This is a genomic window from Caldicellulosiruptor acetigenus, assembly GCF_026914305.1.
Taxonomy (GTDB): domain Bacteria; phylum Bacillota; class Thermoanaerobacteria; order Caldicellulosiruptorales; family Caldicellulosiruptoraceae; genus Caldicellulosiruptor; species Caldicellulosiruptor acetigenus.
The window spans coordinates 1,462,418-1,486,481 of the sequence record NZ_CP113866.1 but is presented as its reverse complement, the minus strand read 5'-3'; the positions used below and the strand labels follow the sequence as shown (position 1 = coordinate 1,486,481).

The 24,064-nt window shown below is 35.3% G+C and carries 25 protein-coding genes; 23 read left to right on the top strand and 2 right to left on the bottom strand.

Annotation, left to right across the window (positions count from 1 at the left end):
- The first annotated feature begins 13 nt into the window (after positions 1-13).
- Both rsfS and leuS read left to right on the top strand, forming a co-directional pair.
- Positions 14-346, top strand: coding sequence for a ribosome silencing factor (gene rsfS / locus OTK01_RS07380; protein WP_013432540.1), 333 nt, complete (start codon positions 14-16; stop codon positions 344-346).
- Between the two features lie 47 nt (positions 347-393).
- Entirely contained in the window at positions 394-2,847 is a 2,454-nt protein-coding gene (leuS, locus tag OTK01_RS07375) for a leucine--tRNA ligase (RefSeq protein ID WP_014042175.1), read from the top strand.
- Positions 2,848-2,878: 31 nt separating this feature from the next.
- Here leuS and OTK01_RS07370 read toward each other — a convergent pair whose 3' ends face one another.
- On the bottom strand, positions 2,879-4,234 hold the full coding sequence (locus tag OTK01_RS07370; protein WP_029227553.1) for a D-alanyl-D-alanine carboxypeptidase family protein: 1,356 nt from the start codon (positions 4,232-4,234) through the stop codon (positions 2,879-2,881).
- A gap of 150 nt (positions 4,235-4,384) precedes the next feature.
- On the opposite strand from OTK01_RS07370, the gene OTK01_RS07365 reads away from it, so the two are divergent.
- The 21 genes from OTK01_RS07365 (at position 4,385) to OTK01_RS07265 (ending at position 23,449) form a co-directional block, all read left to right on the top strand.
- A complete protein-coding gene (locus OTK01_RS07365) occupies positions 4,385-5,044 on the top strand; it encodes a helix-hairpin-helix domain-containing protein (protein ID WP_029227554.1) in 660 nt (219 codons plus the stop codon).
- A gap of 65 nt (positions 5,045-5,109) precedes the next feature.
- The gene (locus tag OTK01_RS07360) at positions 5,110-5,631 is read left to right on the top strand and encodes a YceD family protein (protein WP_029227555.1); all 522 of its coding nucleotides are present in this window, start codon (positions 5,110-5,112) and stop codon (positions 5,629-5,631) included.
- Between the two features lie 6 nt (positions 5,632-5,637).
- Positions 5,638-5,814 (top strand): 50S ribosomal protein L32, encoded by a 177-nt coding sequence (rpmF, locus tag OTK01_RS07355; RefSeq protein WP_013403355.1) that lies wholly within the window; start codon positions 5,638-5,640, stop codon positions 5,812-5,814.
- A 105-nt stretch (positions 5,815-5,919) separates the two neighbouring features.
- Complete coding sequence (locus OTK01_RS07350) at positions 5,920-6,519, top strand: 5-formyltetrahydrofolate cyclo-ligase (RefSeq protein WP_014042179.1); 600 nt, start codon at positions 5,920-5,922, stop codon at positions 6,517-6,519.
- Complete coding sequence (locus OTK01_RS07345) at positions 6,500-7,570, top strand: HD-GYP domain-containing protein (protein WP_013432546.1); 1,071 nt, start codon at positions 6,500-6,502, stop codon at positions 7,568-7,570. The genes OTK01_RS07350 and OTK01_RS07345 overlap by 20 nt, the downstream gene beginning before the upstream one ends.
- Before the next feature lie 31 nt (positions 7,571-7,601).
- Entirely contained in the window at positions 7,602-11,024 is a 3,423-nt protein-coding gene (locus OTK01_RS07340; RefSeq protein WP_029227556.1) for a DNA polymerase III subunit alpha, read from the top strand.
- Positions 11,025-11,071: 47 nt separating this feature from the next.
- Positions 11,072-11,320: a trp RNA-binding attenuation protein MtrB gene (mtrB, locus tag OTK01_RS07335; protein WP_013432548.1), complete on the top strand. Its 249-nt coding sequence runs from the start codon at positions 11,072-11,074 to the stop codon at positions 11,318-11,320.
- The gene (locus OTK01_RS07330; RefSeq protein WP_269011371.1) at positions 11,295-11,531 is read left to right on the top strand and encodes a hypothetical protein; all 237 of its coding nucleotides are present in this window, start codon (positions 11,295-11,297) and stop codon (positions 11,529-11,531) included. Before mtrB ends, OTK01_RS07330 begins: the two co-directional genes overlap by 26 nt.
- Positions 11,532-11,557: 26 nt before the next feature.
- Positions 11,558-12,526, top strand: coding sequence for a 6-phosphofructokinase (gene pfkA, locus OTK01_RS07325; RefSeq protein WP_013403349.1), 969 nt, complete (start codon positions 11,558-11,560; stop codon positions 12,524-12,526).
- Positions 12,527-12,547: 21 nt separating this feature from the next.
- Positions 12,548-14,305: a pyruvate kinase gene (gene pyk, locus OTK01_RS07320; RefSeq protein ID WP_029227557.1), complete on the top strand. Its 1,758-nt coding sequence runs from the start codon at positions 12,548-12,550 to the stop codon at positions 14,303-14,305.
- Positions 14,306-14,326: 21 nt separating this feature from the next.
- Positions 14,327-14,746, top strand: a complete 420-nt coding sequence (locus OTK01_RS07315) for an acyl-CoA thioesterase (protein WP_029227558.1) — start codon at positions 14,327-14,329, stop codon at positions 14,744-14,746.
- Between the two features lie 98 nt (positions 14,747-14,844).
- Entirely contained in the window at positions 14,845-15,021 is a 177-nt protein-coding gene (gene rpsU, locus OTK01_RS07310) for a 30S ribosomal protein S21 (protein WP_011917352.1), read from the top strand.
- Positions 15,022-15,040: 19 nt separating this feature from the next.
- Positions 15,041-15,487, top strand: a complete 447-nt coding sequence (locus tag OTK01_RS07305) for a GatB/YqeY domain-containing protein (RefSeq protein WP_013432552.1) — start codon at positions 15,041-15,043, stop codon at positions 15,485-15,487.
- Between the two features lie 136 nt (positions 15,488-15,623).
- On the top strand, positions 15,624-15,926 hold the full coding sequence (gene yqfC / locus OTK01_RS07300; protein ID WP_029671818.1) for a sporulation protein YqfC: 303 nt from the start codon (positions 15,624-15,626) through the stop codon (positions 15,924-15,926).
- A gap of 3 nt (positions 15,927-15,929) precedes the next feature.
- Complete coding sequence (locus OTK01_RS07295; RefSeq protein WP_029227559.1) at positions 15,930-17,075, top strand: sporulation protein YqfD; 1,146 nt, start codon at positions 15,930-15,932, stop codon at positions 17,073-17,075.
- A 22-nt stretch (positions 17,076-17,097) separates the two neighbouring features.
- On the top strand, positions 17,098-18,075 hold the full coding sequence (locus OTK01_RS07290; RefSeq protein WP_013432557.1) for a PhoH family protein: 978 nt from the start codon (positions 17,098-17,100) through the stop codon (positions 18,073-18,075).
- A gap of 3 nt (positions 18,076-18,078) precedes the next feature.
- A complete protein-coding gene (locus tag OTK01_RS07285; RefSeq protein ID WP_029227560.1) occupies positions 18,079-19,590 on the top strand; it encodes an HD family phosphohydrolase in 1,512 nt (503 codons plus the stop codon).
- Positions 19,559-20,035 (top strand): rRNA maturation RNase YbeY, encoded by a 477-nt coding sequence (gene ybeY / locus OTK01_RS07280; protein WP_014042187.1) that lies wholly within the window; start codon positions 19,559-19,561, stop codon positions 20,033-20,035. The genes OTK01_RS07285 and ybeY overlap by 32 nt, the downstream gene beginning before the upstream one ends.
- Complete coding sequence (locus OTK01_RS07275; RefSeq protein ID WP_013432560.1) at positions 20,032-20,730, top strand: diacylglycerol kinase; 699 nt, start codon at positions 20,032-20,034, stop codon at positions 20,728-20,730. Before ybeY ends, OTK01_RS07275 begins: the two co-directional genes overlap by 4 nt.
- Positions 20,731-20,743: 13 nt before the next feature.
- Positions 20,744-21,811 (top strand): DUF3048 domain-containing protein, encoded by a 1,068-nt coding sequence (locus OTK01_RS07270; RefSeq protein ID WP_029227561.1) that lies wholly within the window; start codon positions 20,744-20,746, stop codon positions 21,809-21,811.
- Between the two features lie 15 nt (positions 21,812-21,826).
- A complete protein-coding gene (locus OTK01_RS07265) occupies positions 21,827-23,449 on the top strand; it encodes an MBL fold metallo-hydrolase RNA specificity domain-containing protein (protein WP_029227562.1) in 1,623 nt (540 codons plus the stop codon).
- 9 nt (positions 23,450-23,458) lie between these two features.
- On the opposite strand, the gene OTK01_RS07260 is transcribed toward OTK01_RS07265, so the two are convergent.
- Positions 23,459-23,974 carry a hypothetical protein gene (locus tag OTK01_RS07260; protein ID WP_029227563.1) on the bottom strand — a complete coding sequence of 172 codons (516 nt, stop codon included), beginning with the start codon at positions 23,972-23,974 and terminating at the stop codon, positions 23,459-23,461.
- Positions 23,975-24,064: the final 90 nt, after the last annotated feature.

Below are 24,064 nucleotides of genomic sequence, written 5' to 3'. Positions count from 1 at the left end.
TGAAAAAAGTAAATTGGAACAGAAAATATATGAGATTGTAAAACTCCTATCTGACAAAAAAGCTCAGGATATTGTGGTTTTGGACATTTCAAAGCTAACCATAATAGCTGACTATTTTATTATATGCAGTGCATCAAATGTTCAGCACGTGAAAGCAATTGTAGATGAAATAGAGGAAAAAGAACCAGTGCATATATTGAGAGTTGAAGGAAAAGAAAGTTTCAGGTGGGTTGTTATAGATTTTGGTGATATAATTCTTCATATCTTCCACGAAAAAGAGAGAGAATTTTATAACCTTGAACGATTGTGGATAGATGCCAAAAAGGTTGAGATTGCAGCTTTATAATAGTAAGATTCATTATTTAAATGAAAAAATCATTGGGGGTAGGAGAAATGGAATACAACTTTAGAGAGATTGAGAAAAAGTGGCAGCAAAAATGGTTTTCACAGAACAAGTACAAAGTGTCAGAGGACAGTCCAAAACCAAAATATTATGTCCTTGAGATGTTTCCATATCCTTCAGGAAAACTTCATATGGGGCATGTTAGGAACTATTCGATTGGTGATGTATTTGCTCGATTTATGAGATTAAAAGGCTACAACGTTTTGCATCCGATGGGCTGGGATGCGTTTGGTCTTCCGGCTGAAAATGCTGCTATAAAGCATGGAATTCATCCTTCTGACTGGACATGGTCAAACATTGAAAATATGAAAAGGCAACTTATGGAACTTGGAATTAGCTATGATTGGGACAGAGAAGTAGCAACATGTCATCCAGATTATTATAAATGGACTCAGTGGATGTTCTTGCAGTTTTATAAAGCTGGACTTGCTTATAGAAAGAGGTCATATGTAAACTGGTGTCCATCATGTGAGACAGTACTTGCAAACGAACAGGTTGTAAACGGGAGATGTGAAAGGTGTAAATCACTTGTTGGAAAAAAAGATTTAGAGCAGTGGTTCTTCAGAATTACTAACTATGCAGAAAGACTTCTTCGTGATATAGAAAAGCTTGATGGGTGGCCAGAAAAGGTAAAGATAATGCAAAAGAACTGGATTGGAAGAAGTGAAGGTGCAGAGATTGAGTTTGAAATTGAAGGTTTGGGTAAAAAAATAAAAGTGTTTACTACAAGACCTGATACCCTTTTTGGTGTCACATACCTTGTTTTGGCTCCAGAACATCCTTTAACAAAGGAGATAATAGCAGGAAAACCTCAAGAGAGAGTGTGTCTTGAGTTTATCGAAAAGATGCAATATCTAAATGAGATTGAAAGAACTTCTACAGAGACAGAAAAAGAAGGAAGGTTTACGGGTGGATATGCTATTCATCCCCTAACAGGTGAAAAGGTGCCAATATACATTGCAAATTATGTGCTGGTTGATTATGGAACAGGGGCTGTAATGGGTGTTCCAGCCCATGACCAGAGGGACTTTGAGTTTGCAAAAAAATATAATCTTCCTATTAAAGTTGTAATAAAAGGTGAAGGTGTTGACATTGAAAATCTTCAGAGTGCTTATGAAGACGAAGGTGTTTTGATTAATTCTGGAATTTTTGATGGGCTTAAAAACACAGATGCTATGAAAAAGATAACACAGCATCTGGAACAAAAAGGCGTTGGCAGGGCATGTGTAACGTATAAACTCAGAGACTGGTTAATATCCAGGCAACGTTATTGGGGAGCTCCAATTCCTATTGTATATTGTGATGAATGTGGGATTGTTCCTGTACCTGAGGAAGATTTGCCTGTTTTGCTACCTTACAATGTTGAGTTCAAACCAACAGGACAGTCGCCACTTTCTTACTGTGAAGAGTTTGTCAACACCACATGTCCAAAGTGCGGAAAACCTGCAAAGAGAGAAACTGATACAATGGACACATTTATATGTTCGTCATGGTATTACTTCAGATATACAGACCCAAAAAATAGCCAAAAACCTTTTGAAAAGTCGCTTGTCTCTTACTGGCTTCCTGTTGACCAGTATATTGGCGGGGTTGAACATGCTATATTGCATCTTCTATATTCGAGGTTCTTTACAAAGGTGCTATATGACCTTGGTTATGTACCTTTTGAAGAGCCTTTCAAGAACCTCTTGACGCAAGGCATGGTATTAAAAGATGGTGCAAAGATGTCTAAATCGCTTGGAAATATAGTCAGTCCTGAGGACATTGTAGAAAAGTATGGAGCTGATACAGCAAGGCTGTTTATACTCTTTGCTGCACCACCAGAGAGAGATTTGGAGTGGTCAGACCAAGGAGTTGAAGGATGTTTTAGATTTTTAAATAGGCTGTGGAGACTTTATATAGAACTTAAAAGCAAACTTGCAGATGAGAGCCTACTTGGGGAATCTGAACTTGACGATGAACTGAAATATAGATTAAACTATACAATTAAAAAGGTTACAGAGGATATAGGAGAGAGGTTTAACTTTAACACTGCTATCAGTACTATCATGGAACTTTTGAATTTCTTGTATGAGTATAAGGAGAAAGGAAAATTAAATAAAGATTTGATTATAGATACACTCAGGAATTTATTAATACTGATTTATCCATTTACACCTCACATTGCATGTGAGCTATGGGAGATTATGGGGTTTGGTGAGGACATTGAAGAGGTAAGCTGGCCGCAGTACGATGAAGCTGCTCTTGTTCGAAAGAACGTAGAGATTGCTATTCAGGTAAATGGCAAGGTAAGGTCAAGGATGAGTATCTCTGTGGATATGACAGAAGATGAAGTAAAACAGGCAGTTTTAAATGACCAGAAACTCAAATCGCTTTTGGACGGGAAAGAAATAGTGAAATTTGTGTACGTAAAAAATAGACTTGTTAACATTGTGGTGAAATAAAATAAAGAGGGCATTTTGAGATGTGCCCTCTTTATTTTAATCTTCTGTTGTGCAGGTTTGAAAAGTCTATCGTTTTTGTTGCTCTGAGCTTAAGTTTGGCTCTTCTGCGCTTAAATTTGATTATGGTTATTATTGTGAATATAAGTACAAGTAAAATAGCTCCTATCAAAAGTTCTATCACTATTTTAGTGCCCTTTATCAATCCTTTTTTTACATTCTGGAGAATTTTCTTTGCAGGCTGTATCTCATAACTTTCATATGATAACACAGGAATAGAGTTTATAAGATGCCCCTTGCTGTATATATATACATTTCCAATTACTGTATCCTTGTATATGGGGATTTTAAGGTCTTTTGAGAAGTCTACAGTATAAGTAAAATTGGATTCTGCTGGAGAATAAACATTTTGAAGAACATAGACAGGGGCTTTGAGATAGCCATCAAGCCATTTTTGGTTTGTTTTATCTATTAACACCTTTCCAACAATCTGATTTTCTGAAAAAAGTTTCTCTCTTTTGAAGTTATTAAAACCGTAGTCAAATAACTTAATTGCGTCTGAAAAAGCATCTTCAGAAGAAAGAATAACTGCAATAAGTTCTATGTCATTTTTTTTAGCTGAGGCAATTAAACATCTTTTTGCCTGGGCTGTATAGCCTGTTTTTATTCCTGTTGCGTATGGGTAATAATACTGAGAGTTTTTTCGCAAAAGCTTATTTATGTTATATATTATCTGCCAATCTGGTTTTTTATGCATTGAAGCAGTTGTTATTCTATATTCAACTGTAGAAAATATCTTTTTCAATATTTCATTTTGATAAGCCTGTCTTGCAATAAGGCTCAAATCATAAGCAGTTGTATAATGCTGAGGAGAGTGAAGTCCGTTTGGATTTACAAAATGAGAATTTTCGGCACCAATACTTTTCGCGTATTCGTTCATTTTCTCTACAAATTCGGGGATACTGCCTGCTATATTTTCAGCAATCACATTAGCTGCATCGTTTGCAGATATCAAAAGCATTGCGTAAAGAAGGTCCTGAAAAGATATAGTCTCACCTGGATTTAAATAATAACTGCTACTTCCTGGTTCTATCATTGTGGCTTTTGAAGAAACTTTAAATATCTTGCTAAGGTCATGTTCATATGATATAGCAACAAGTGCTGTGAGTACCTTGGTAGTACTTGCAGGAAAGCATCTTAAATTAGGATTTTTTTCAAATAAAATCTGTCCGGTATGTGCTTCAACTAAAATGGCTGATTTTGCACTCAAGCCAAGTTTGTCATTGGACTCTTGCTGTGAGTATGTATAAAAGGGGTATGTAAAAAGTATTACAAAAAAAAGTGCTGAGGAAGTTAGATATAAGACTGCCTTTTTTAGAAACTGAGACATTAAATACTGTCACCGCCTTTAAAAGTTTTGTGTGCATGTGATAAAATAAGTATATATTATGACCAGCTTTTATGTCAATTGCTGGGCTTCTGGCAAAACTTTTTATTTTCCTGTCAAGTACTACAACCAAAAAAAAGAAGGTGAAATAAAATGCCTGCATTTACAAAAAGAGAAAAGGTTATGATTGTGATTATTGCTGTACTTCTTATGCTCAATATATACCAGTATTTTACACACAATAGTTTTTCGGACAAAAGTACCGGAGAAGTGGTTACCATTGAGGCGCAAGAAGGCGGCAATGACATTGTGAACAATGAGAGTAGAAAAACAGCTGAAACAAATGTCCAAGATTCTCAGCAAAAATGCATTGTCTATGTGTGCGGAAACGTAAAAAATCCAGGAGTTTATGAGCTTTTGCCAGGCAGCAGAATAAACGATGCCTTGATTTTGGCGGGTGGAGCTTTGCCTGGAAGTGACCTGAATTCAATTAATCTTGCCGAGAAAATTTCTGATGGGCAAAAGATTTATATTCCAAAGATAGGTGAAGTGCAGTCGCAGGGCGTTTTGTCTTCTTCTACAGGTGGGACAAAACAAGAAACTATTTCTGCAGGTGAAGGGAAAATAAACATCAATACTGCCACAAAGGAGGAGTTGAAAACTCTTGATAGAATTGGTGATAAACTTGCTGAAAGGATAATAGAATATAGACAAAAACATGGTCCTTTTAAAAGTATCGAGGAGATTAAAAACGTAAACGGTATCGGGGAGAAGATATTCGAAAGTATTAAGGATTCCATTACAGTGCAATAAATCAATTGACAAAACTCAAATAAAAGTTTATAATACAACCGTTATGATACGAGGTGACTGTAAAGATGAGATTAGATGTATCAAAATTAAAAACAAATGGTGACTCTGAAGAATTTGAATTTTGTGAATCATGGGAAAAGCTTGAATTTAGAGGTGATATTTTATTTTTTGTTGAACCTGTCTATTTTTATGGGATTGCTACAAAGAAGGGAAATTTAATTGAGGTCAGTGGCAATGTCAAAACAAAACTAAAAACTATATGTTACAGATGTACAGATGATGCTTATGTTGAAGTTGATGTTCCTTTTTATGAAGAGTACTCCAATAGAGAAGATACTACAGATGATGAAGTAATTAGGTTTGAAGATGATGTCATTGAATTTGATGATAGCATAGTTGCAACAATTGTTCTGTATCTGCCGATGAAGTACCTGTGCAGGGAAGACTGCAAGGGGCTTTGTCCTGTGTGTGGGACAAACCTAAATGTGAGCTCATGTTCATGTGAAAAAGATGATATTGACCCGAGACTGAGCGTTTTAAAAACCCTTATCAATCAACTGGACACAGATGAGAAAAAGGAGGTGTGAAAGGAAATGGCACAACCAAAAAGAAGATGGTCAAAACAAAGAACACATAAACATAGAGCAAATTGGAAATTGGAAATTCCAAATCTTACAGAGTGTCCACAGTGTCATGAGATGAAACTTCCTCACAGGGTATGTCCAAATTGCGGGTATTATAGAAATAGAAAAGTTGTAAACCAAGACTAACAAAATAGCCCTGATTTATTTTCAGGGCTATTTTACTTTTAGTACATAAAAGGTATTTCATTTGTAATAAAAAAGTGATAAATTAATAGAAAAGGGTGATAAAAACTGGTCAAAAGAAAAATAAGGAAGATTATAGGAATCAGGCGAAAATTAGTTGAGCCAAGGAGAAAGTTATATCTTGATATATTGGTATACAGAAACCTAAAAAAACTTCTTTCAACCCTTGAGTTTCAAACCGTCTTTACTTACATGAGCCTTCCATATGAAGTTGATACCAAAAGAATTATTGAATATCTTATCAAAAAAAATAAAAAGGTCTGTATGCCTAAGGTTGTAAATAGTGCAGAAATGGTGGCGTGTGAATACAAAAAAAAGGATAAGCTTCACAGAAATAAGCTTGGTATCTTGGAGCCGTCAAGCAAGCAGCAAATACCTCCATCACAAATAGATGTCTGTATTGTACCCATTGTTGCGTTTGACAAGGATTTAAACAGGGTGGGGTTTGGTAAAGGTTACTATGATAGGTTTTTGAAAAAGGTAGCCCAACATTGTGTGAAGGTTGGGATTGCATACCATTTTCAAAAGGTAAAAAGAATCAAAGCAGATGAGCACGACGTAAAGCTTGATGTAATTGTGACTGACAGGCTTATCTTGTTGCCAAAAAATGCATATAGGGGAGAATGTGATGAGAAGGATACTACTTAAAAATGCAAAAGAGGGTATGGTGCTTGCACGGGACATATACAGTGAGGATGGAAAGGTTTTAATTGCAAGTGGCCAGAAACTCACAAATAGTGTTATAAAAAGGTTAAAAGAATTTGGAGTTTATGACATTTACATTGTAGATGACAATACCGAAATTTACATAGAGGATGTTATAACCAAAGAGATAAAAGAAGAAGCATTTGAGATTGTAAATGGTGTTTTTTCGTCAAAATATATAAATACGCAAGAGATTACTCCGGAAATAAAGGAGCTTGTTAGCAAAATAATTTCTTCTCTTTTGAACCAAAAAGAGGTTATCTTAAACCTGTGTGATATACGTACAGTTGGGAACTACACACTTTTTCATTCACTCAACACAACAGTGCTCTCAATTCTGATTGGGATAAAGCTGGGATATGATTTTGATAAACTCATGGTACTTGGTATGGGCACTTTACTTCATGATATTGGTAAGATAAAAATTCCCAGAAATATTTTGAGCAAGAGAGGACCTCTTCAGGAAAAGGAATATGAAATGATAAAGATGCACACAATTGTTGGATATGATATCTTAAGCTCTGAGTACAAATTTGAACAGAATGTTGCAGAGATTGCACTTTTCCATCACGAAAGATTAGATGGCAGTGGTTATCCTTTTGGCAAAACCAGAGATGAAATCCCGCAAATGGCTAAAATTGTAGCTGTGGCAGATGTGTTTGACGCTTTAGTTAGTGACAGAGAGTTTAGAAAGCGATTAAAACCTCACATGGCAATTGAATATCTGCTAAATTCATGTTCAACACATTTTGATAGTTATATCGTTTCCAAGTTTGTCACATTTATTTCTCTTTTTCAAATTGGAACACCGGTTGTACTCAATACTCGAGAAAAAGGAATAGTTGTGCACAACAATCCCAAGTTTCCCTCGAGGCCAATTGTTAGAATTTTTTATGATAGTGAAGGTAAAAGGCTTGCATTTCGCAAGGATATAGATTTGGCTTTGAATTTCCACTATTATATTGTTGATGTGTTAGATGATTTAGAGATATAAAACCAGGAAAGAAGAAAGGTGCAAAAGAGAAATGAGTTTTGTTCATCTTCACCTTCATACCGAGTATAGTTTGTTGGACGGGGCTTGTAGGATTGATAGGCTTTTTGAAAGGGTAAAAGAGCTAAATATGAATGCTGTGGCAATAACTGACCATGGAGTAATGTATGGTGTTATAGATTTTTATAAAGCTGCCAAGGAAAATGGTATCAAACCTATAATTGGATGTGAGATATATTTAGCTCCACGGACTCGCTTTGATAAAGAACCAAATATCGATAATGATATCCACCACCTTGTCCTTCTTGCTATGGACAATGAGGGCTATAAAAATCTTTCCAAGATAGTTTCGATTGGATTTGTTGAAGGATTTTACTATAAACCAAGGGTTGACAGAGAAGTCTTGAGCAAGTATTCAAAAGGGCTTGTGGCACTTACAAGTTGTCTTGCGGGGGAGATTCCCAAGCTGATTTTGAGAGAGCAAAAGGAAAAACTGTATGATGCAATTAGTTTTTATAAAGAGGTGTTTGGAGAGAACTTTTACTTTGAACTTCAATATCATTACATTGATGAGCAAAGATTTGTAAATAATGAACTTATGAGGCTATCAAAAAAATATCAAATTCCGATTGTGGCAACAAATGATGTTCATTATTTGAGGAGAGAAGATAGAAACCTTCATGATATCTTGCTTTGTATTCAGACAGGAAAAACCATAAGTGATTCTAACAGAATGGAATTTCCAACCGATGAATTTTATCTCAAGTCACCTGAAGAGATGCAACAGATTTTTGGTTACATTCCGGAAGCACTGAAAAACACGTTGGAGATTGCTGAAAAATGCAACGTTGAGTTTGAGTTTGGTAAGATTAACCTTCCGAAATTTCAACTGCCAGAAGGCAAAAGTGACGCATTTGAGTACCTTAAAGAGTTGGCTTTAGAAGGATTCAAGAAAAGATATTCAAAAGATGACAAAGCTGCATATGACAGGCTTATGATGGAGCTTCAAGTGATAAAAGATATGGGATTTGTCGAATATTTTTTAATAGTTCAGGACTTTATAAACTATGCTAAACAAAACAACATAATGGTAGGTCCTGGAAGAGGTTCTGCAGCTGGGAGTATTGTTGCATACTGTCTGGGTATTACAAATGTTGACCCAATAAAGTATGACCTTCTTTTTGAGAGATTTTTAAATCCAGAAAGAGTCTCTATGCCCGACATAGACATCGACTTTTGTTATCAAAGAAGACAGGAAGTGATTGACTATGTCACTCGCAAATATGGAGAGGACAGAGTAAGTCAGATAATAACATTTGGAACAATGGCAGTAAGGGCTTCAATCAGAGATGTTGGAAGGGTCCTGGGAATTCCATATTCTCAGGTGGACGAAATTGCAAAAATGATTCCGTTTTCTCCTGGGATGACCATTGACAAGGCACTTGAGATAAACCATGAGCTTAAAAAGATTTATGAACAAAATGATACGGTAAGAAAAATAATTGATACAGCAAGAAATCTTGAAGGTATGCCAAGACATGCGTCTGTTCATGCTGCCGGTGTTGTGATTTCAAGCTGTCCAATTACAGATTTGGTGCCGTTGGCAAGGACTGATGATGCTATTGTCACTCAATTTCCAATGACAACTTTAGAAGAACTTGGGCTTTTGAAGATGGATTTTCTTGGTTTGAGAACACTCACTGTCATCCAAAATACGTTGGAGCTTGTGAAAAAAAATAGAGGTATTGAGATTGATTTAGACAGGATAGACTATAATGACAAAAATGTTTATGAATTTATATCAGAAGGAAACACGAATGGTGTGTTCCAGCTTGAAAGTAGTGGCATGAAACAGTTTATGAAAGAACTCAAACCTGAAAACTTGGAGGATATTATTGCAGGAATATCTTTATTTAGGCCTGGACCAATGGACCAGATTCCAGTTTATATCCAGAACAAGAATAACAGAGAAAAAATTGAATACCTCCATCCCAGTCTTGAACCAATTTTAAATGTCACCTATGGATGTATTGTGTATCAAGAACAAGTTATGCAAATTTTCAGAACACTTGCTGGGTACTCGCTTGGAAGAGCTGACCTTGTGAGAAGAGCAATGGCAAAGAAAAAAGCCGATATACTGATGGAAGAAAAGGACAGATTCATTGAAGGAGCTATGGCAAATGGAATAGATAAAGAAACAGCTGAAAAGATTTTTGCCATTATAGAAGATTTTGCGAGTTATGCATTTAACAAATCACATGCTGCTGCATATGCTATATTAGCATATCAGACTGCATATTTGAAAAAGTATTATACCATAGAGTTTATGACAAGTTTAATTACAAGTGTTATGAACTCGAATGAGAAGGTTGGAATGTATATAGAAGAGTGCAGGAAATTTGGAATATCTATTTTGCCACCTGATATAAACAAAAGTAGTTATGACTTTACAATCGAAGGAAATAGCATAAGATTTGGACTAAGAGCTATAAAAAGCTTGGGAGAGAACGTCATTGCCCACATCTTAAAAGAGAGAGAGGAAAAAGGTGAATTTAAGGATTTGTATGATTTTATAATGAGAGTTGACACAAATACTGTAAACAAAAGAATTATTGAAAATTTGATACGCTCGGGTGCATTTGACTTTACAGGGATCAACAGAAATTCGCTTTTAGCTTCAATAGAAGATATTCTTGTGCTAAAACAAGCTAAAAAGAAGAATGCAAATCAGTTTAGTTTTTTTGAGATATCCGGCAATGAAAATGAAAGTTTTGAGTACAAAAATATGCCACAACCAACTGCTCAGGAACTCATGAAAATGGAAAAGGATACTATTGGAATATATATAAGCAGTCATCCACTTGAAAGGTATACTGAGGAAATTTCAAAATACAATGTAACTCCTCTTTCTGAAATATCTACTATGTCCGAAGAAGATGAATACAAGTTTGAGCAAATACTTGTGTGCGGGATATTAAAAGAGGTAAAAGTAAAACTTACAAAGAACAACCAGACAATGGCATTTGCAAAGTTAGAAGATTTGACAGATTCGGTTGAGGTGTTGTTTTTCCCGAGCGTTTATGAAAAGTATTCTCATCTAATAAAAGAAGATATGATTGTATTAATTGAGGCAAAGGCAACTTTCAGAGAGGACGAGGGGGTAAAAGTTATTGCTCAAAAAGTAGATAGGCTTGGCAGCGATAGACCTGAAGAAACTCAAAACAGCAGAGAAAAAGCCCTTGCAATAAGGGTAAGTGATGATACAATATTAAAGTCAAAGAAATTCTTAGCGTTTGTAAAGTTCTTTGCAGGAAAGTCTAAAATAGTTCTTTATTATAATCAAAAGAGGCTAATTTCCAAGTCAAATTTGTGTATAGAAATAAATCCTACGGTGATTGAACAGCTCAAAGAGTGGTTTGGCGAGGAAAATGTTTGGATAGAAGATATTGATTCTTGATTTTTAGACCGTTTTGTTATAATATTTGAAAAGAGGTGAGATGAAATATGGAAAATGAAAATGTATACGAATACAAAAATGGTGACTATATAGTAGTCAAGGCTCTTGAAAACGGAGTAAATGTGATAGGGCTGACAAGAGGTAAGGACACAAAACTTCATCACACAGAAAAACTTGACAGTGGTGAAGTTTTACTTGCTCAATTTACTGAGGTTACGTCGGCAATTAAGGTAAGAGGTAGGGCAGAAATCTATACAAAGTTTGGGATGATTGTTTCAGAGTCCCAGAATAAATGATGGTGTAGAAGGTGTTTTTATGTGGGAAGTTGTTTATATAACCTCAAATAGTGAGATTGCCAACAAAATTAGAGAGGAGCTTGAGAAAGTCGGGATTCTTGCAAAGGTCAAATCTATTTCTCAGGAAGGCAAAGAAGGTTATTTTGAAATAATAGTGCCAGAAACAGATGTCAATGAAGCACACAACATAATAATCGAAAAAGGATTTTAAACTCAAAAGAAAGGGGTACTAAAGATATGCCAGAAGTGAGAACTATTGGTGTTTTGACAAGTGGTGGAGACGCACCAGGAATGAACGCTGCTATACGAGCTGTTGTAAGAACTGGTATATACTACGGGTTTAGAGTGATGGGCATAAGACGTGGGTACAATGGTCTTATTGAAGGCGACATTTTTGAGATGAACCTGAGGTCTGTTTCAGATATAATCCAACGTGGTGGAACAATACTTTTGACTGCAAGGTCTCCTGAGTTCATGACAGAAAATGGGCTCAAAAAAGCTGCTTCAATGTGCAAAATCTTTAAGATTGATGCTCTTGTTGTAATTGGTGGAGATGGGTCTTTCAGGGGAGCAAGAGACCTGAGTAAGTTTGGTATAAATGTTGTTGGAATTCCTGGAACCATCGACAATGACATCGCATGTACAGACTACACTATTGGTTTTGATACAGCATTGAATACTGTACAGGATGCAATTAATAAGATAAGAGACACAGCAACCTCTCATGAAAGAGTTAGCATCCTTGAAGTAATGGGCCGTCATGCTGGATATATTGCTCTTTACAGCGGTATTGCAGGTGGTGCTGAGTCAATTGTGATTCCCGAAAAAGGTCTTGACAAAGATGAGATAATCAGAAGAATAATTGATGGCAAAAACAAAGGAAAGCTCCATAACTTGATTATATTGGCTGAGGGAATTGGTGGAGCAACAGAACTTGCAAAGGAGATTGAAGAAGCAACAGGAATAGAGACACGGGCGACAATACTTGGATATATCCAGAGAGGTGGATCGCCTACTGCATATGACAGAGTTGTTGCAAGTTTGATGGGGGCAAAAGCTGTTGAGGTTATCAAAGAAGGTAAGCAGAACAGGATAATTGCGATGAAGGATGGCAAGATTGTTGATTATGATATTGACGAAGCACTTTCTATGCAAAAGACAATTGATGAATACATGTACAACTTAGCTACTATTCTTTCTTTATAACTTTTTGTGGAGGGTTTGAGTTTGAGGAAAACAAAAATAATTTGTACATTGGGTCCAGCGACCGACTCAGAGGAGATAATAAGAAAGCTTGTTGAAAATGGAATGGATGTTGTGAGATTAAATTTTTCTCATGGTACACATGAAGAGCATAAGAAAAAGATTGACATGGTAAAAAAGATAAGAGAAGAACTTGACAAGCCTATTCCCATTTTGCTTGATACTAAAGGGCCAGAGATAAGAATAGGTTTTTTTAAGGACGGCAAAGTAGAACTAAAAGAGGGTCAGAAGTTTGTACTGACTGTGGAAGAAATCTTAGGAAATGAAGAGATTGTGAGTATAACTTATAAAGAACTTATTGAGGATGTAAAACCAGGTGATAAAATCCTGATAGATGATGGACTTATTGAGCTTATTGTTGAGGACAAGACAGAAAAGAACATAATCTGCAAGGTAAAAAATGGAGGAGTTTTGACCAACCAAAAAGGGGTAAATGTACCGGGCATACCCATAAGACTTCCTGCACTTACCCAGAAGGATAAAGAGGATATTCTGTTTGGGATAGAAAACGATGTAGATTTTATTGCAGCCTCATTTATAAGAAAGGCAAGTGACGTTGTTGAGATTAGAGAGTTTCTGAACAAAAATGGTGGAAAAGACATTTTAATAATTGCCAAGATAGAAACTCAAGAAGGTGTTGCCAACTGCGACGAAATAATAAGGGTTGCAGATGGAATTATGGTTGCAAGAGGAGATTTAGGGGTAGAACTTCCTTTTGAGGAAGTCCCCCTTGTTCAAAAAATGCTCATTGAAAAATGCTACAAAGCAGGGAAGCCTGTCATAACAGCAACACAGATGCTTGAATCTATGATACGAAATCCAAGACCTACCAGGGCAGAGGTTAGCGATATTGCCAATGCTATATTTGATGGCACGTCTGCAATAATGCTCTCTGGCGAGACGGCAATGGGCAAATACCCCGTTGAAAGTGTTGCTACAATGGCAAAGATTGCCGAGAGAGTGGAAAATCAGATTGATTATATCAAGAGATTTCAGTCTCAGGTATTTGATATGCCTGTTAACGTTACAAATGCTATTTCGCACGCAACTTGTACAACCGCACATGACCTTGGCGCAAAGGCTATTATAACTGTGACAAAGTCAGGTAACACTGCAAGAATGGTCTCAAAATTCAGACCTGCTTGTCCGATTATTGCAACCACACCTTGTGAGAAGGTAAGAAGACAGTTGAATCTGTCATGGGGTGTGTATCCATTTTTGGCAGAGTACAAGAGTTCAACCGATGATATATTTGACCATGCTGTTGAGATAGCTGTGAAATCCAAGATTGTAAAAAATGGAGATTTGGTTGTTATCACTGCCGGAGTTCCTGTTGGTGTAAGTGGAACAACAAATATACTTAAAGTTCATGTTGTAGGACATGTTCTGGTTGAAGGGCGTGGCTGGGGAAGTGGAAAGGTGACAAGCAGGGTCTGTGTTGTAAAAACCATTAATGATCTTAAACAGAATTTTGAAGATGGAGATATTATTGTTACAAATCAAACAAATAACGAGTTTATACCATATATGAAAAGAGCATCTGGTATTATCACAGAAGAAGGTGGACAGAACTCTCATGCTGTAATTGTAGGTGCTGCACTTGATATCCCTGTAATCACAGATGCTAAAAATGCATTAGAGATATTAAAAACAGGGATTGTGGTTACAATTGATACTCAAAAGGGAATAGTATTTAGTGGAGAGCAGAAGACAGAAGAATAAAAGTTTTAGGGGTAACAAATAATGATAGAAATAGAATTAACAGTAAGGTATGCTGAAACAGATAGAATGGGTATTGCACATCACTCAAATTATTTTGTGTGGTTTGAAGCAGCTCGTACAGAGCTTATAAAAAAGGTGGGAGTTTCTTATTCTCAGATTGAAAATGAGTTTGGAGTGTATCTGCCACTTGTAAGCTGCTCTTGCGATTTTAAGAGAGCTTGCTTTTACGAGGATAAAATTTTAGTGAGTGCAAGGGTTAATAATTTAACACCTACGAGAATAAAATTTTACTATGAGGTTAAGAGAGATGGAGTTTTATGTGCCACAGGTTTTACTGAACATGCTTTTGTTGACAAAAAATTTAAGCCGATAAATCTTGAGAAGAAAAACAAAGAGTTGTTTTTGAATTTTGAGAGGCTTTGGGCAGAAGACAAGTTGTAATATCTAAAACTGTTTGACATATCTTAAAAAAGTGAGTTATAATAATACCATAATCCTGAGGTAGGGTTTTTGAGCCTTGTTTGAGGGGAGGGAAATTGATGTCAGAAGTAAGAGTGGGTGAAAACGAATCACTCGATAGTGCCCTCAGAAGATTTAAAAAGAAATGTGCAGAAGCTGGGGTTTTGGCTGAGCTCAGAAAAAGAGAGCACTATGAAAGTCCAAGCGTTAGAAGGAAGAAAAAATCAGAAGCTGCACGCAGGAGAAAGCGCAGATAAGGAGTAGGAGGCGTTTTTGTTGAGTCTCAAAGATAAGCTCCTTGAAGATTATAAAACTGCTATGAAAGAAAAGGATGTTGTCAGAAAAAATGTTGTTGGTATGGTGAGAGCTGCTATATTGCAGTTTGAAAAGGACAACAAGGTGGTTCTTGACGATAGTGGAGTGTTGAATGTTATCGCGAAGGAGATTAAAAAGAGAAAAGACAGTTTACCTGAGTATATAAAAAGTGGCAGACAGGATTTGATAGATGAGTTAAATAGAGAGATTGAAATTTTAAATTCTTACCTTCCACCTATGCTCAGCGAAGAAGAAATAGAGCAGGTTGTAAAAGAAACTATAGAAATTATAAAACCTAATGGAATGAAAGATATGGGGAAGGTAATGCAAGAGGTTATGAAAAAGGTAAGTGGCAGAGCAGAAGGAAAAGTTGTAAGTGAGATTGTCAAAAAATATTTACAACAGTGAATAAAAATAATTGAAAGATAAAAAGTGGCCTTCTTGATGTAAAACAGAAGGCCATTTTTTTATTTTGGATAAGTTATAAAAAAATTTGAGGAAAAATAAAATAGAGGTGAACCTTAATTTTTTAAATAAAACCTTTATGCCAAAGAGGTCAAAGAAGGATTTAAGACAGTTTGCTTTGCTATCTCAGCTTCCCCAAGAAGTTATAACAGACCAGCCAAGAATTACTTTAATAGGTGACCAAGAAATTGTTGTTGAGAACCATAAAGGACTCATTAGCTATGAAGATGCTTTGGTTAAAGTAAACACAAACATCTCTCCTCTTGCAATTGAAGGGGATAAACTTGTAATTGAAAGAATGGACAGTGAAACAATTATTATAAGGGGAAGAATAAAGTCTGTAAAATATTTTTTTGATCCCGCGCAAGGGAGAAGTGATTAGAGAGTGTGCAGTGGAAGACTTGTTTTAAAAGTAGAAGGAGAGAATCTAAACAAATTTTTAAACATGCTTATTTTCAATAAGATTTTACTTAAACTGTATTCTAAACAAGACAATACCATTATTATAGGCATTTCGACCAAAGATTTTAAAAAAGTAACAAAGATAGCAAAAAGGACAATGTGCAAAATAAGCATTTTAGAGAAAAATGGAATGTATTTTTATTTAAAGGAGCTAACGTTATGGAAAGTAATTACAGTTGGAGTATGTATTTTTATTTTAATAGTTTTTAATCAATTTATTTTTGACATAGCTATTTTAAACCATGGTTCTGCAGACATATTGTTGGATGAAAAAATAAAAGAAAAACTTTACCAGTACAATATAAAGCCATTTATGCTGAAAAATAAAATTGACGAAAAAATACTTGAAAGAAAACTTCTTGCTGATTTGGGTGATTTGATGTGGGTAAATGTGAAAAAAGAAGGTGCTCGTTTGTTTGTGGAATATGTAAAAAGAGAAAAGGCAGAAGTTGAGAACAAGAAAGGACAGATATTTGCAGCAAGTAGCGGAGTTATTAAAAGAATAATCTTAAAATCAGGAAATTTACTTGTCAAAGAAGGTGATACTGTAGTGTGTGGACAGCTTCTTGTAGATAATAAAGTGACCTCCAAAGATGGAATTGAGTATTATGAAGATGCAAATGCCCAAATTGAAGCAATCACATTTTATACCATTCCTGCAGATTTTACTATTCCTTTATATCAAAAAGAATATATTTCAAAAGCAACAGTTCCATACATAAAAGTTGGTAATTATGAAATCAAGCTTAAAAATATAGTTACTAAAAACGAAAATTGTGATAAAATTAAAATAAAAGAGTATAAACTTTCACCTTTGGCTATTTGGGTGGGAGTGTATGAAATCAAAAGATACAAGCTGAAAAGATTTGTACCTACGCTTGCTCAAATAAAAGAAAAGGTTAAAAGAGAATGCGACCAAAAGTTTATGTCACTTACAAAAAATAAGAAGATATTAAACGTTTTGTCAGTTCGCACATATATAAAAATGATAAAGCAAAAAGGTGAAATAAGGAAAATTGAATGCCAAAGAAATTATGAATGTTTAGAAGAAATTGGCATAAAAAAATAAAATCATAGGAGGTCAGAAATATTTGGAAGAAAGACTTATTTCAACTTTAAACATTGAAGACACCCAAGAGCTTTGGAATATATTTGGTGAGTTTGATTCCAAAGTAAGGACGTTAGAAGAGCTTTTGAATGTAAATATTGTGTTTAGAGACAATGGTATAAAAATCATAGGCAGCAGTCCAGAAAATATAAGCAAGGCTGAAAAGACAATAAAAATATTACATGACATGGAGAAGAAAAAATTAGATATTGACGAACATACCATCCGTTATATAGTAGAGACTTTAGAAGATGAAGAGATAAGAAGTTTAGAAAATGATGTTATCTTTATAACTCATAGAGGTAAACAGGTAAAACCTAAAACCCTTGGCCAAAAACGATATATAAATGCAATTATGAACAATACAATTGTATTTGGCATTGGACCTGCAGGTACAGGTAAGACTTACTTGGCTATGGCAATGGCTGTTCATTACCTCAAAAAGAAAGAGGTAAGCAAGATTATTCTCACAAGACCGGCTGTTGAAGCAGGTGAAAAATTAGGGTTTTTACCTGGAGATTTGCAGACAAAGGTAGACCCATACTTGCGACCAATTTATGATGCGCTGCATGACCTAATTGGCACAGAAACCTACCAACGGTATATGGAAAGAGGAGTAATTGAGGTTGCACCGCTTGCGTACATGCGCGGAAGGACGTTAGATGATGCTTTTATAATCTTAGATGAGGCACAAAACACAACTTCAGAGCAGATGAAGATGTTTTTGACAAGGCTTGGTTTTGGTTCAAAGGCAGTGGTAACTGGTGATATCACTCAGATTGACTTGCCAAGTGGTGTTGAGTCTGGTCTTGTTCAGGTAACGAAGATACTTAGGGATATCGAGGGAATAGAATTTGTTTTTTTGACATACCAGGATGTTGTTCGTCATCAACTTGTTCAAAAGATTATTAACGCTTACAACAGGTATGAAGAAAAACGAAAGGAGAAACAAAAAGTATAGACCATGTTAAAAATTTTTGGACGATGGCATGAGAGAAAGAAGATATATTTTTATCGATTTATTCTTTTTTGCTCTTTTTTTGGGACCTCGTTGCTATTGATAGCACTGTCTAAAAGAAAAGCAACACCTATAATTTGGGATAAAATCTTTAGATTTTTTAATCCTGATATAAAATATTCTAAATTTAGAATAGCCGGTGATTTGTCAGCTGCCATTTTATTAATTTTGATACTTTCTCTCATAATGGGAGTGTACTTTTATCTTTTTGAAAGAAAATTTATAGACAGCTGCAGAGATATGGCAGCAACAAGTGCCATTATAATTTTGAATCTTCTGTTAATAAAGTTTCTTCTTCCTATACCAACATTTGCTGTGCCGGCTTTTGTAGGGGTTATTTTGATTTCTCTTTTGATTGATGTTAGAGTTTCGATTATTTTTAACATGGTACTCTCAATAGTAAACCTGCTAATTGTGGGGATGGATAACCTCAGTTTTGCTCTTCATCTTTTTGTGACAGGAAGTTTATGTGCAATTGTATCACACAGTATTCATAATAGACTACAATTTATATCTCACGGATTTTTGGCCAGTTTAATATCCTCGCTTTTTGTTTTATCAGCTGAACTGGTGTTTAAAATAAATGGAGCTGAGGTGTTGACCACTTCAGCAAACTCTTTTATTGGTACGACGCTTTCGTTTATTATTGCGTATGGAACTTTACCAGTGTGGGAGTACTTGTTTGATTTTACCACCCCGATTAGACTTATGGAGCTTTCTAATCCCAACCATCCGCTGCTAAAAAGACTTTTACTTGAAGCTCCAGGTACTTATCATCACAGTTTAATAGTTGGAAATTTGGCTGAGATTGCATGTGAGGCAGTCGGCGGCAATTACCTTCTTGCCCGCATAGGTGCTTATTATCACGACATAGGAAAGCTAAAAAGACCTTTTTATTTTAAAGAAAATCAGATTATTGAAGAAGACCCTCACAACAGGATAACTCCTACTCTTTCAGCTCTTATAATAATCTCACATACAAAAGATGGAGTGGAGATTGGGAAGGAATACAGGCTACCGAGGCAGGTACTTGACATTATAAAACAGCATCATGGTACTACTAAGGTGGCATTTTTTTATGGAAAAGCGCTAAGTCAAAATCAGCAAGTGAGCGAAGAAAAGTTTAGGTATGATGGACCAATTCCACAGAGTAAAGAAGCTGCAATTGTTATGCTGGCTGACTCTGTTGAAGCAGCTGTCAGGGCTCTTTCTTCTCCGACGCCTCAACTGATTGAAGCTACTATAAGAAATGTTATCCAAGAAAAGCTTCTGGATGGGCAGCTAAATAACAGCGATTTGACGTTTAAAGAACTTGAGATTATATCAGAAAGTTTTATCAAAGTTTTGACTGGTGTTTTTCACAAGAGGGTCAGTTATAATATATTTGAAGATTCTTCAAACAAACCAGATGAGGTGATAGTAGGAAGTGAAAATATTCATTCAAAATCAGCAGGATAAGGTTGATGTTGACCAGCACATTTCAAAGATAATTGAAGAGTCGATTGTAAATACCATTAAGGTTTTCTTGGAAGAAGAGAACTTTGAAATAAGCGTACTCATAGTTGACAACAACTTCATAAAGGAACTCAATAAAAATTATAGAAATGTCAATAAAGAAACAGATGTACTATCTTTTCCTATATTTGAATTTAAAAATGGGAAGCTTTTAGAAGATATAGTAATTATGGAGGATGAAATTCCGCTTGGTGACATTGTAATTTCAATCGAAAAGGCAGCACAGCAGGCTGAAGAATTTGGTCACTCATTGGAAAGAGAGGTTGCTTATTTGACTGTACATTCTGTTTTACATCTTTTGGGTTTTGACCACATAGAAGATGATGATAGAAAAGTAATGAGAGAGTATGAAGAGCAAATTTTACAGAGCATGGGGTTGACAAGATGAACAAAAGAAGAACCTTGCTGGAGAGCTTTGACAATGCAATAAACGGAATAATAATTGCGTTTAAGACTCAGAGAAATATGAAGATTCACTTTATAATAGCTTTTGCAATCCTTTTTTTAACTATTGTCTTTAAACTTAATAAAATTGAAACCATATTAGTACTAATTTGTATTGGCTTGGTTATTGCAACAGAGCTTATAAATACTGCAATAGAGAATGCTATAGACCTTATAGCAAAAGAGTTTGAACCAAAAGCAAAGATTGCAAAAGACGTGGCAGCAGGGGCTGTGTTGGTGTCTGCCTTGATGTCATTGACTATAGGGTATTTTCTTTTTTATGATAAAATAAAGCTGCCAATAGAGTTAACACTTAAACATATAAGAGGTATTTCTTTCCATGTAGTGTTTTTATCCCTTATAATTGTGGCAATGGTCATAATAGTTGTTAAGGCTGTTACAAATAGAACAAAGTTTATGCAGGGCGGAATGCCAAGCGGTCATACTGCTTTGGCTTTTGCTGCGGCAACTGCTATTTTAATGCTCACAAACAACCTCATAATAGTATCACTTGCTCTTTTTTTGGCTCTATTGGTACTTGAGAGCAGGATAGAAGCTAAGATTCATACAGTTTGGGAAACACTTGTAGGTGCAATTATTGGAGTTCTTGTAACCCTTTTGATATTCAAGATAAAATGAAAGAGGGACCTTTATGAAAGGCAAAAAAGGAGTTTATTTAAAAAGGATTTTATCGCTTATTATAATAGGAATGATAATTTTTTCTTTGTCAGCATGTGGCAAAAAGGAGACCAAGAATGAAATTTCAAAAACAAGTAAAACATTACAAGCACATAAAAAAGAAGGAAAAGACAATAGTCAAGCTCAGCAGTTTGACTATCTTTGCAGATTCACTGGAGATGCCATTTACCAAAAAGATGAACATCAAATAATAGCAGTTATGATTAATAATGAACCCGGTGCAATCCCTCAATCTTCGTTAAATCAGGCTGAGTACCTTTATGAAGCTTTGATTGAGGGTGGAGCAACACGAATTATGGCAATATATCACCATACATATCCTAAAAAAGTAGGTCCTATAAGAAGTGCAAGACCGTATTTTATGCAGATAGCAAAATCGCTTAATGCTTACTTTGTACACTGTGGTGGGAGTCCACAAGCTTACAGGCTTTTCAAACAGAATTTTATACCCCATATTGATGCCATATACACAGGTGGCGGAATTTTCTTCAGGACCTCAGATAGAAAAGCACCGCATAATCTCTATTCTTCTATGGAGAAGCTTACAGCTTTTTTTGATAAAAAGGGTTACAAAATGCAGAAAACTTACAAAACATATCCTTTAACAGATGAAGTTGTAAATAAATGGAATTCAGAAAACACCAAGATAAAAATTACTTTTTCAGGATGGTATTATGTTAGGTATGAATATGATGCTCAGAAAAAAGTTTACAAAAGGTTTATCAAAGAAAAACCTCATCTTGACAAAGAGACAGGTGCTGTACTGACTGCAAAAAACTTAGTAATAATATTTGCTCACTATGACACAATAAAAAACGACGACAAAGGTAGACAGGAAGTGGATTTTTCAAAAGGAAAAGGGTATGTTCTACAAATGGGAAAGACTATTCCAATCACTTATGAATTTAATATGAAAAATTCATTTATATTAAAAGATGAAAATGGGCAAGAGATTAAGCTTTTAAAAGGGAACACATGGTTTGAGATTGTACCGCAGTATGGTAAGGTTAAGTTTGAATGAGAGGAGAGGGAAAATTTGAAGATAACATTTATAGGTGGAGCTCAGAGCGTGACAGGTTCATGCTACCTTTTTGAGCTTGAAGGCAAAAAATTTCTGGTAGATTGTGGTATGTTTCAAGGTGGTTTGACTGAAGAACTGCTCAACTATGAATCATTTCCTTTTAATCTGTCAGAAATTGAATTTGTCATTCTTTCTCACGCCCATATTGACCACAGCGGAAGAATTCCCAAACTCTATAAGGATGGCTTTAGAGGAGTAATTTACACAACAGATGCGACAATGGACCTGTGTAGTATTATGTTGCCAGACAGCGCTCATATTCAGGAAAGCGAGATTGAATGGAAGAATAGAAAAAGGAAAAGAGAAGGGAAAGAGCTACTGCTGCCGCTTTATACCTTAGAAGATGCAGAAAATGTTTTAAAACATTTCAGAGGCGTGAAATATGGTCAGAAAATTCAAATAGACAAAAATTTGAGTTTTGTTTTTAAAGATGCAGGACACATGCTTGGTTCAGCTATAGTTGAACTTTATATAAAAGAAAATGGTAAGGAGTACAAACTTGTTTTTTCTGGTGATTTGGGGAACAGAAATGTTCCTATTTTGAAGGACCCTACCATAATAGATGGTTGCGATTATCTGTTCATTGAAAGCACTTACGGTAATAGGCTTCATGTAGACGTTGAAAACAAATCTAAAAAACTTATAGATATAATTAGTACAACTATTTCAAATGGCGGAAAGGTTATAATTCCATCTTTTGCAGTTGGGAGAACACAGGAAATATTATATGAGATTGCAAAAGAAATTAGCACTGATTCTGAAGAGGCTAAAATTATAAGAAATGTAGAGATTTTTGTTGACAGCCCGCTTGCAACTTCTGCAACTGCCATTTACAAAAAACATATAGATTATTTTGATGCAGAGGCAGCTATGTTCATAAAAAATGGAATATATCCTCTTGAGCCTCCTAATTTGAGGTTTATAAAATCTGTTGATGAGTCCAAGTGGTTAAATGAGTATGATAAAAGCTGTATAATAATCTCTTCAAGTGGGATGTGTGAGGCAGGAAGGATAAAACATCATCTTAAACATAATTTGTGGAATGAGAAAAATACTGTGCTTTTTGTTGGATATCAGGCGCCAAACACGCTGGGAAGAAGGCTTTTGGATGGACAGAAGAAGGTAAAGATATTTGGTGAAGAGGTGGAAGTAAGAGCAAAGATAGAGTATATCGAGGCATATTCTGGTCATGCAGATAAAAGTGGGCTTTTTTCGTGGATTGAACAGATGAGCGAAAAACCAAAGAAGATTTTTGTGGTCCATGGCGAGAAGGAAGGTCAGCTCGAATTTGCTAAGGAGCTCCAAAACAGGTTTAACACTGATGTCATTGTCCCTGCGCGTGGCGAGATGTACGAAATTACACCTGAGTATGTTGCACAAAGTGAAAGGTTGTTCTCAGAACTTCCTTCATTTATCAATCTTTCAGTACTTGCTCAGATTGAGGAGATTGAATATGAACTGGATAGACTAAAAGAAGGTATAAAAAACTCTGCTATTTCTCCAGAAAGGTTATTTGCCCTCAATTCAAATTTAGAAGAGCTGAGGTACCTTCTCAGCCTTGCGTTGAACGATTACTAAAAAGAAAGTTTATCTTATATCAACGTTTTTAAGAGTAAACAGGTTACCTGCAAATTTAAAGTAGATATTTATTGTATGAGTATCATGTGGCAAGGGCTGAAATTTAGCGTAGAATTTTGCTTTATACAACAGAGGTTGGTCTTGAGGAAAATTTTCTATCTCAAAATAAGGAATTGGATAGTATTTTTGTTTTGTGGTTGTATCTTCAATGTAAATATATTCAAAAGCAGCCTTATTAATCTTCTTTTTTTCTAAGTTCTCTATGATAAGTGTTAAACCAAAGTAACTCTGATTTCCGGTAACCTGAGAGTATGTGATATAAAATTTTTCTTTTGTCACTTTTTCAAGACTTACTTTTATATTCTGTACTATCACTGAGTATTGTGATTCTCCATAGCGGATGGATAAATTGGAAGGTTCATGGTACACGTATATATGTTTATCCGAATTTTTAATGATAAATATGCTTAAGATAATATAAACTGCTAATAATGTAAAAAGTATGCGAACAAGTCTTCTTTTCATCTTTTCTACCTACTCAAAAACGATAATGCTTAGTATATTATCATTATATTTGAGAAGAGTAATTTGTTTGATACAAAAACAAAGAAGCTG

What these genes read in the sequence shown, in the direction of transcription:
- OTK01_RS07345 (WP_013432546.1), top strand. Translation starts at nt 6,500, where the DNA reads ATGAGAAGGATACTACTTAAAAATGCAAAAGAGGGTATGGTGCTTGCA.
- OTK01_RS07360 (WP_029227555.1), top strand. Translation starts at nt 5,110, where the DNA reads ATGAGATTAGATGTATCAAAATTAAAAACAAATGGTGACTCTGAAGAA.
- mtrB (WP_013432548.1), top strand. Translation starts at nt 11,072, where the DNA reads ATGGAAAATGAAAATGTATACGAATACAAAAATGGTGACTATATAGTA.
- rpsU (WP_011917352.1), top strand. Translation starts at nt 14,845, where the DNA reads ATGTCAGAAGTAAGAGTGGGTGAAAACGAATCACTCGATAGTGCCCTC.
- pfkA (WP_013403349.1), top strand. Translation starts at nt 11,558, where the DNA reads ATGCCAGAAGTGAGAACTATTGGTGTTTTGACAAGTGGTGGAGACGCA.
- OTK01_RS07315 (WP_029227558.1), top strand. Translation starts at nt 14,327, where the DNA reads ATGATAGAAATAGAATTAACAGTAAGGTATGCTGAAACAGATAGAATG.
- OTK01_RS07275 (WP_013432560.1), top strand. Translation starts at nt 20,032, where the DNA reads ATGAACAAAAGAAGAACCTTGCTGGAGAGCTTTGACAATGCAATAAAC.
- yqfC (WP_029671818.1), top strand. Translation starts at nt 15,624, where the DNA reads ATGCCAAAGAGGTCAAAGAAGGATTTAAGACAGTTTGCTTTGCTATCT.
- OTK01_RS07370 (WP_029227553.1), bottom strand. Translation starts at nt 4,234, where the DNA reads ATGTCTCAGTTTCTAAAAAAGGCAGTCTTATATCTAACTTCCTCAGCA.
- OTK01_RS07365 (WP_029227554.1), top strand. Translation starts at nt 4,385, where the DNA reads ATGCCTGCATTTACAAAAAGAGAAAAGGTTATGATTGTGATTATTGCT.
- OTK01_RS07260 (WP_029227563.1), bottom strand. Translation starts at nt 23,974, where the DNA reads ATGAAAAGAAGACTTGTTCGCATACTTTTTACATTATTAGCAGTTTAT.
- OTK01_RS07270 (WP_029227561.1), top strand. Translation starts at nt 20,744, where the DNA reads ATGAAAGGCAAAAAAGGAGTTTATTTAAAAAGGATTTTATCGCTTATT.
- rpmF (WP_013403355.1), top strand. Translation starts at nt 5,638, where the DNA reads ATGGCACAACCAAAAAGAAGATGGTCAAAACAAAGAACACATAAACAT.
- OTK01_RS07285 (WP_029227560.1), top strand. Translation starts at nt 18,079, where the DNA reads ATGTTAAAAATTTTTGGACGATGGCATGAGAGAAAGAAGATATATTTT.
- leuS (WP_014042175.1), top strand. Translation starts at nt 394, where the DNA reads ATGGAATACAACTTTAGAGAGATTGAGAAAAAGTGGCAGCAAAAATGG.
- OTK01_RS07340 (WP_029227556.1), top strand. Translation starts at nt 7,602, where the DNA reads ATGAGTTTTGTTCATCTTCACCTTCATACCGAGTATAGTTTGTTGGAC.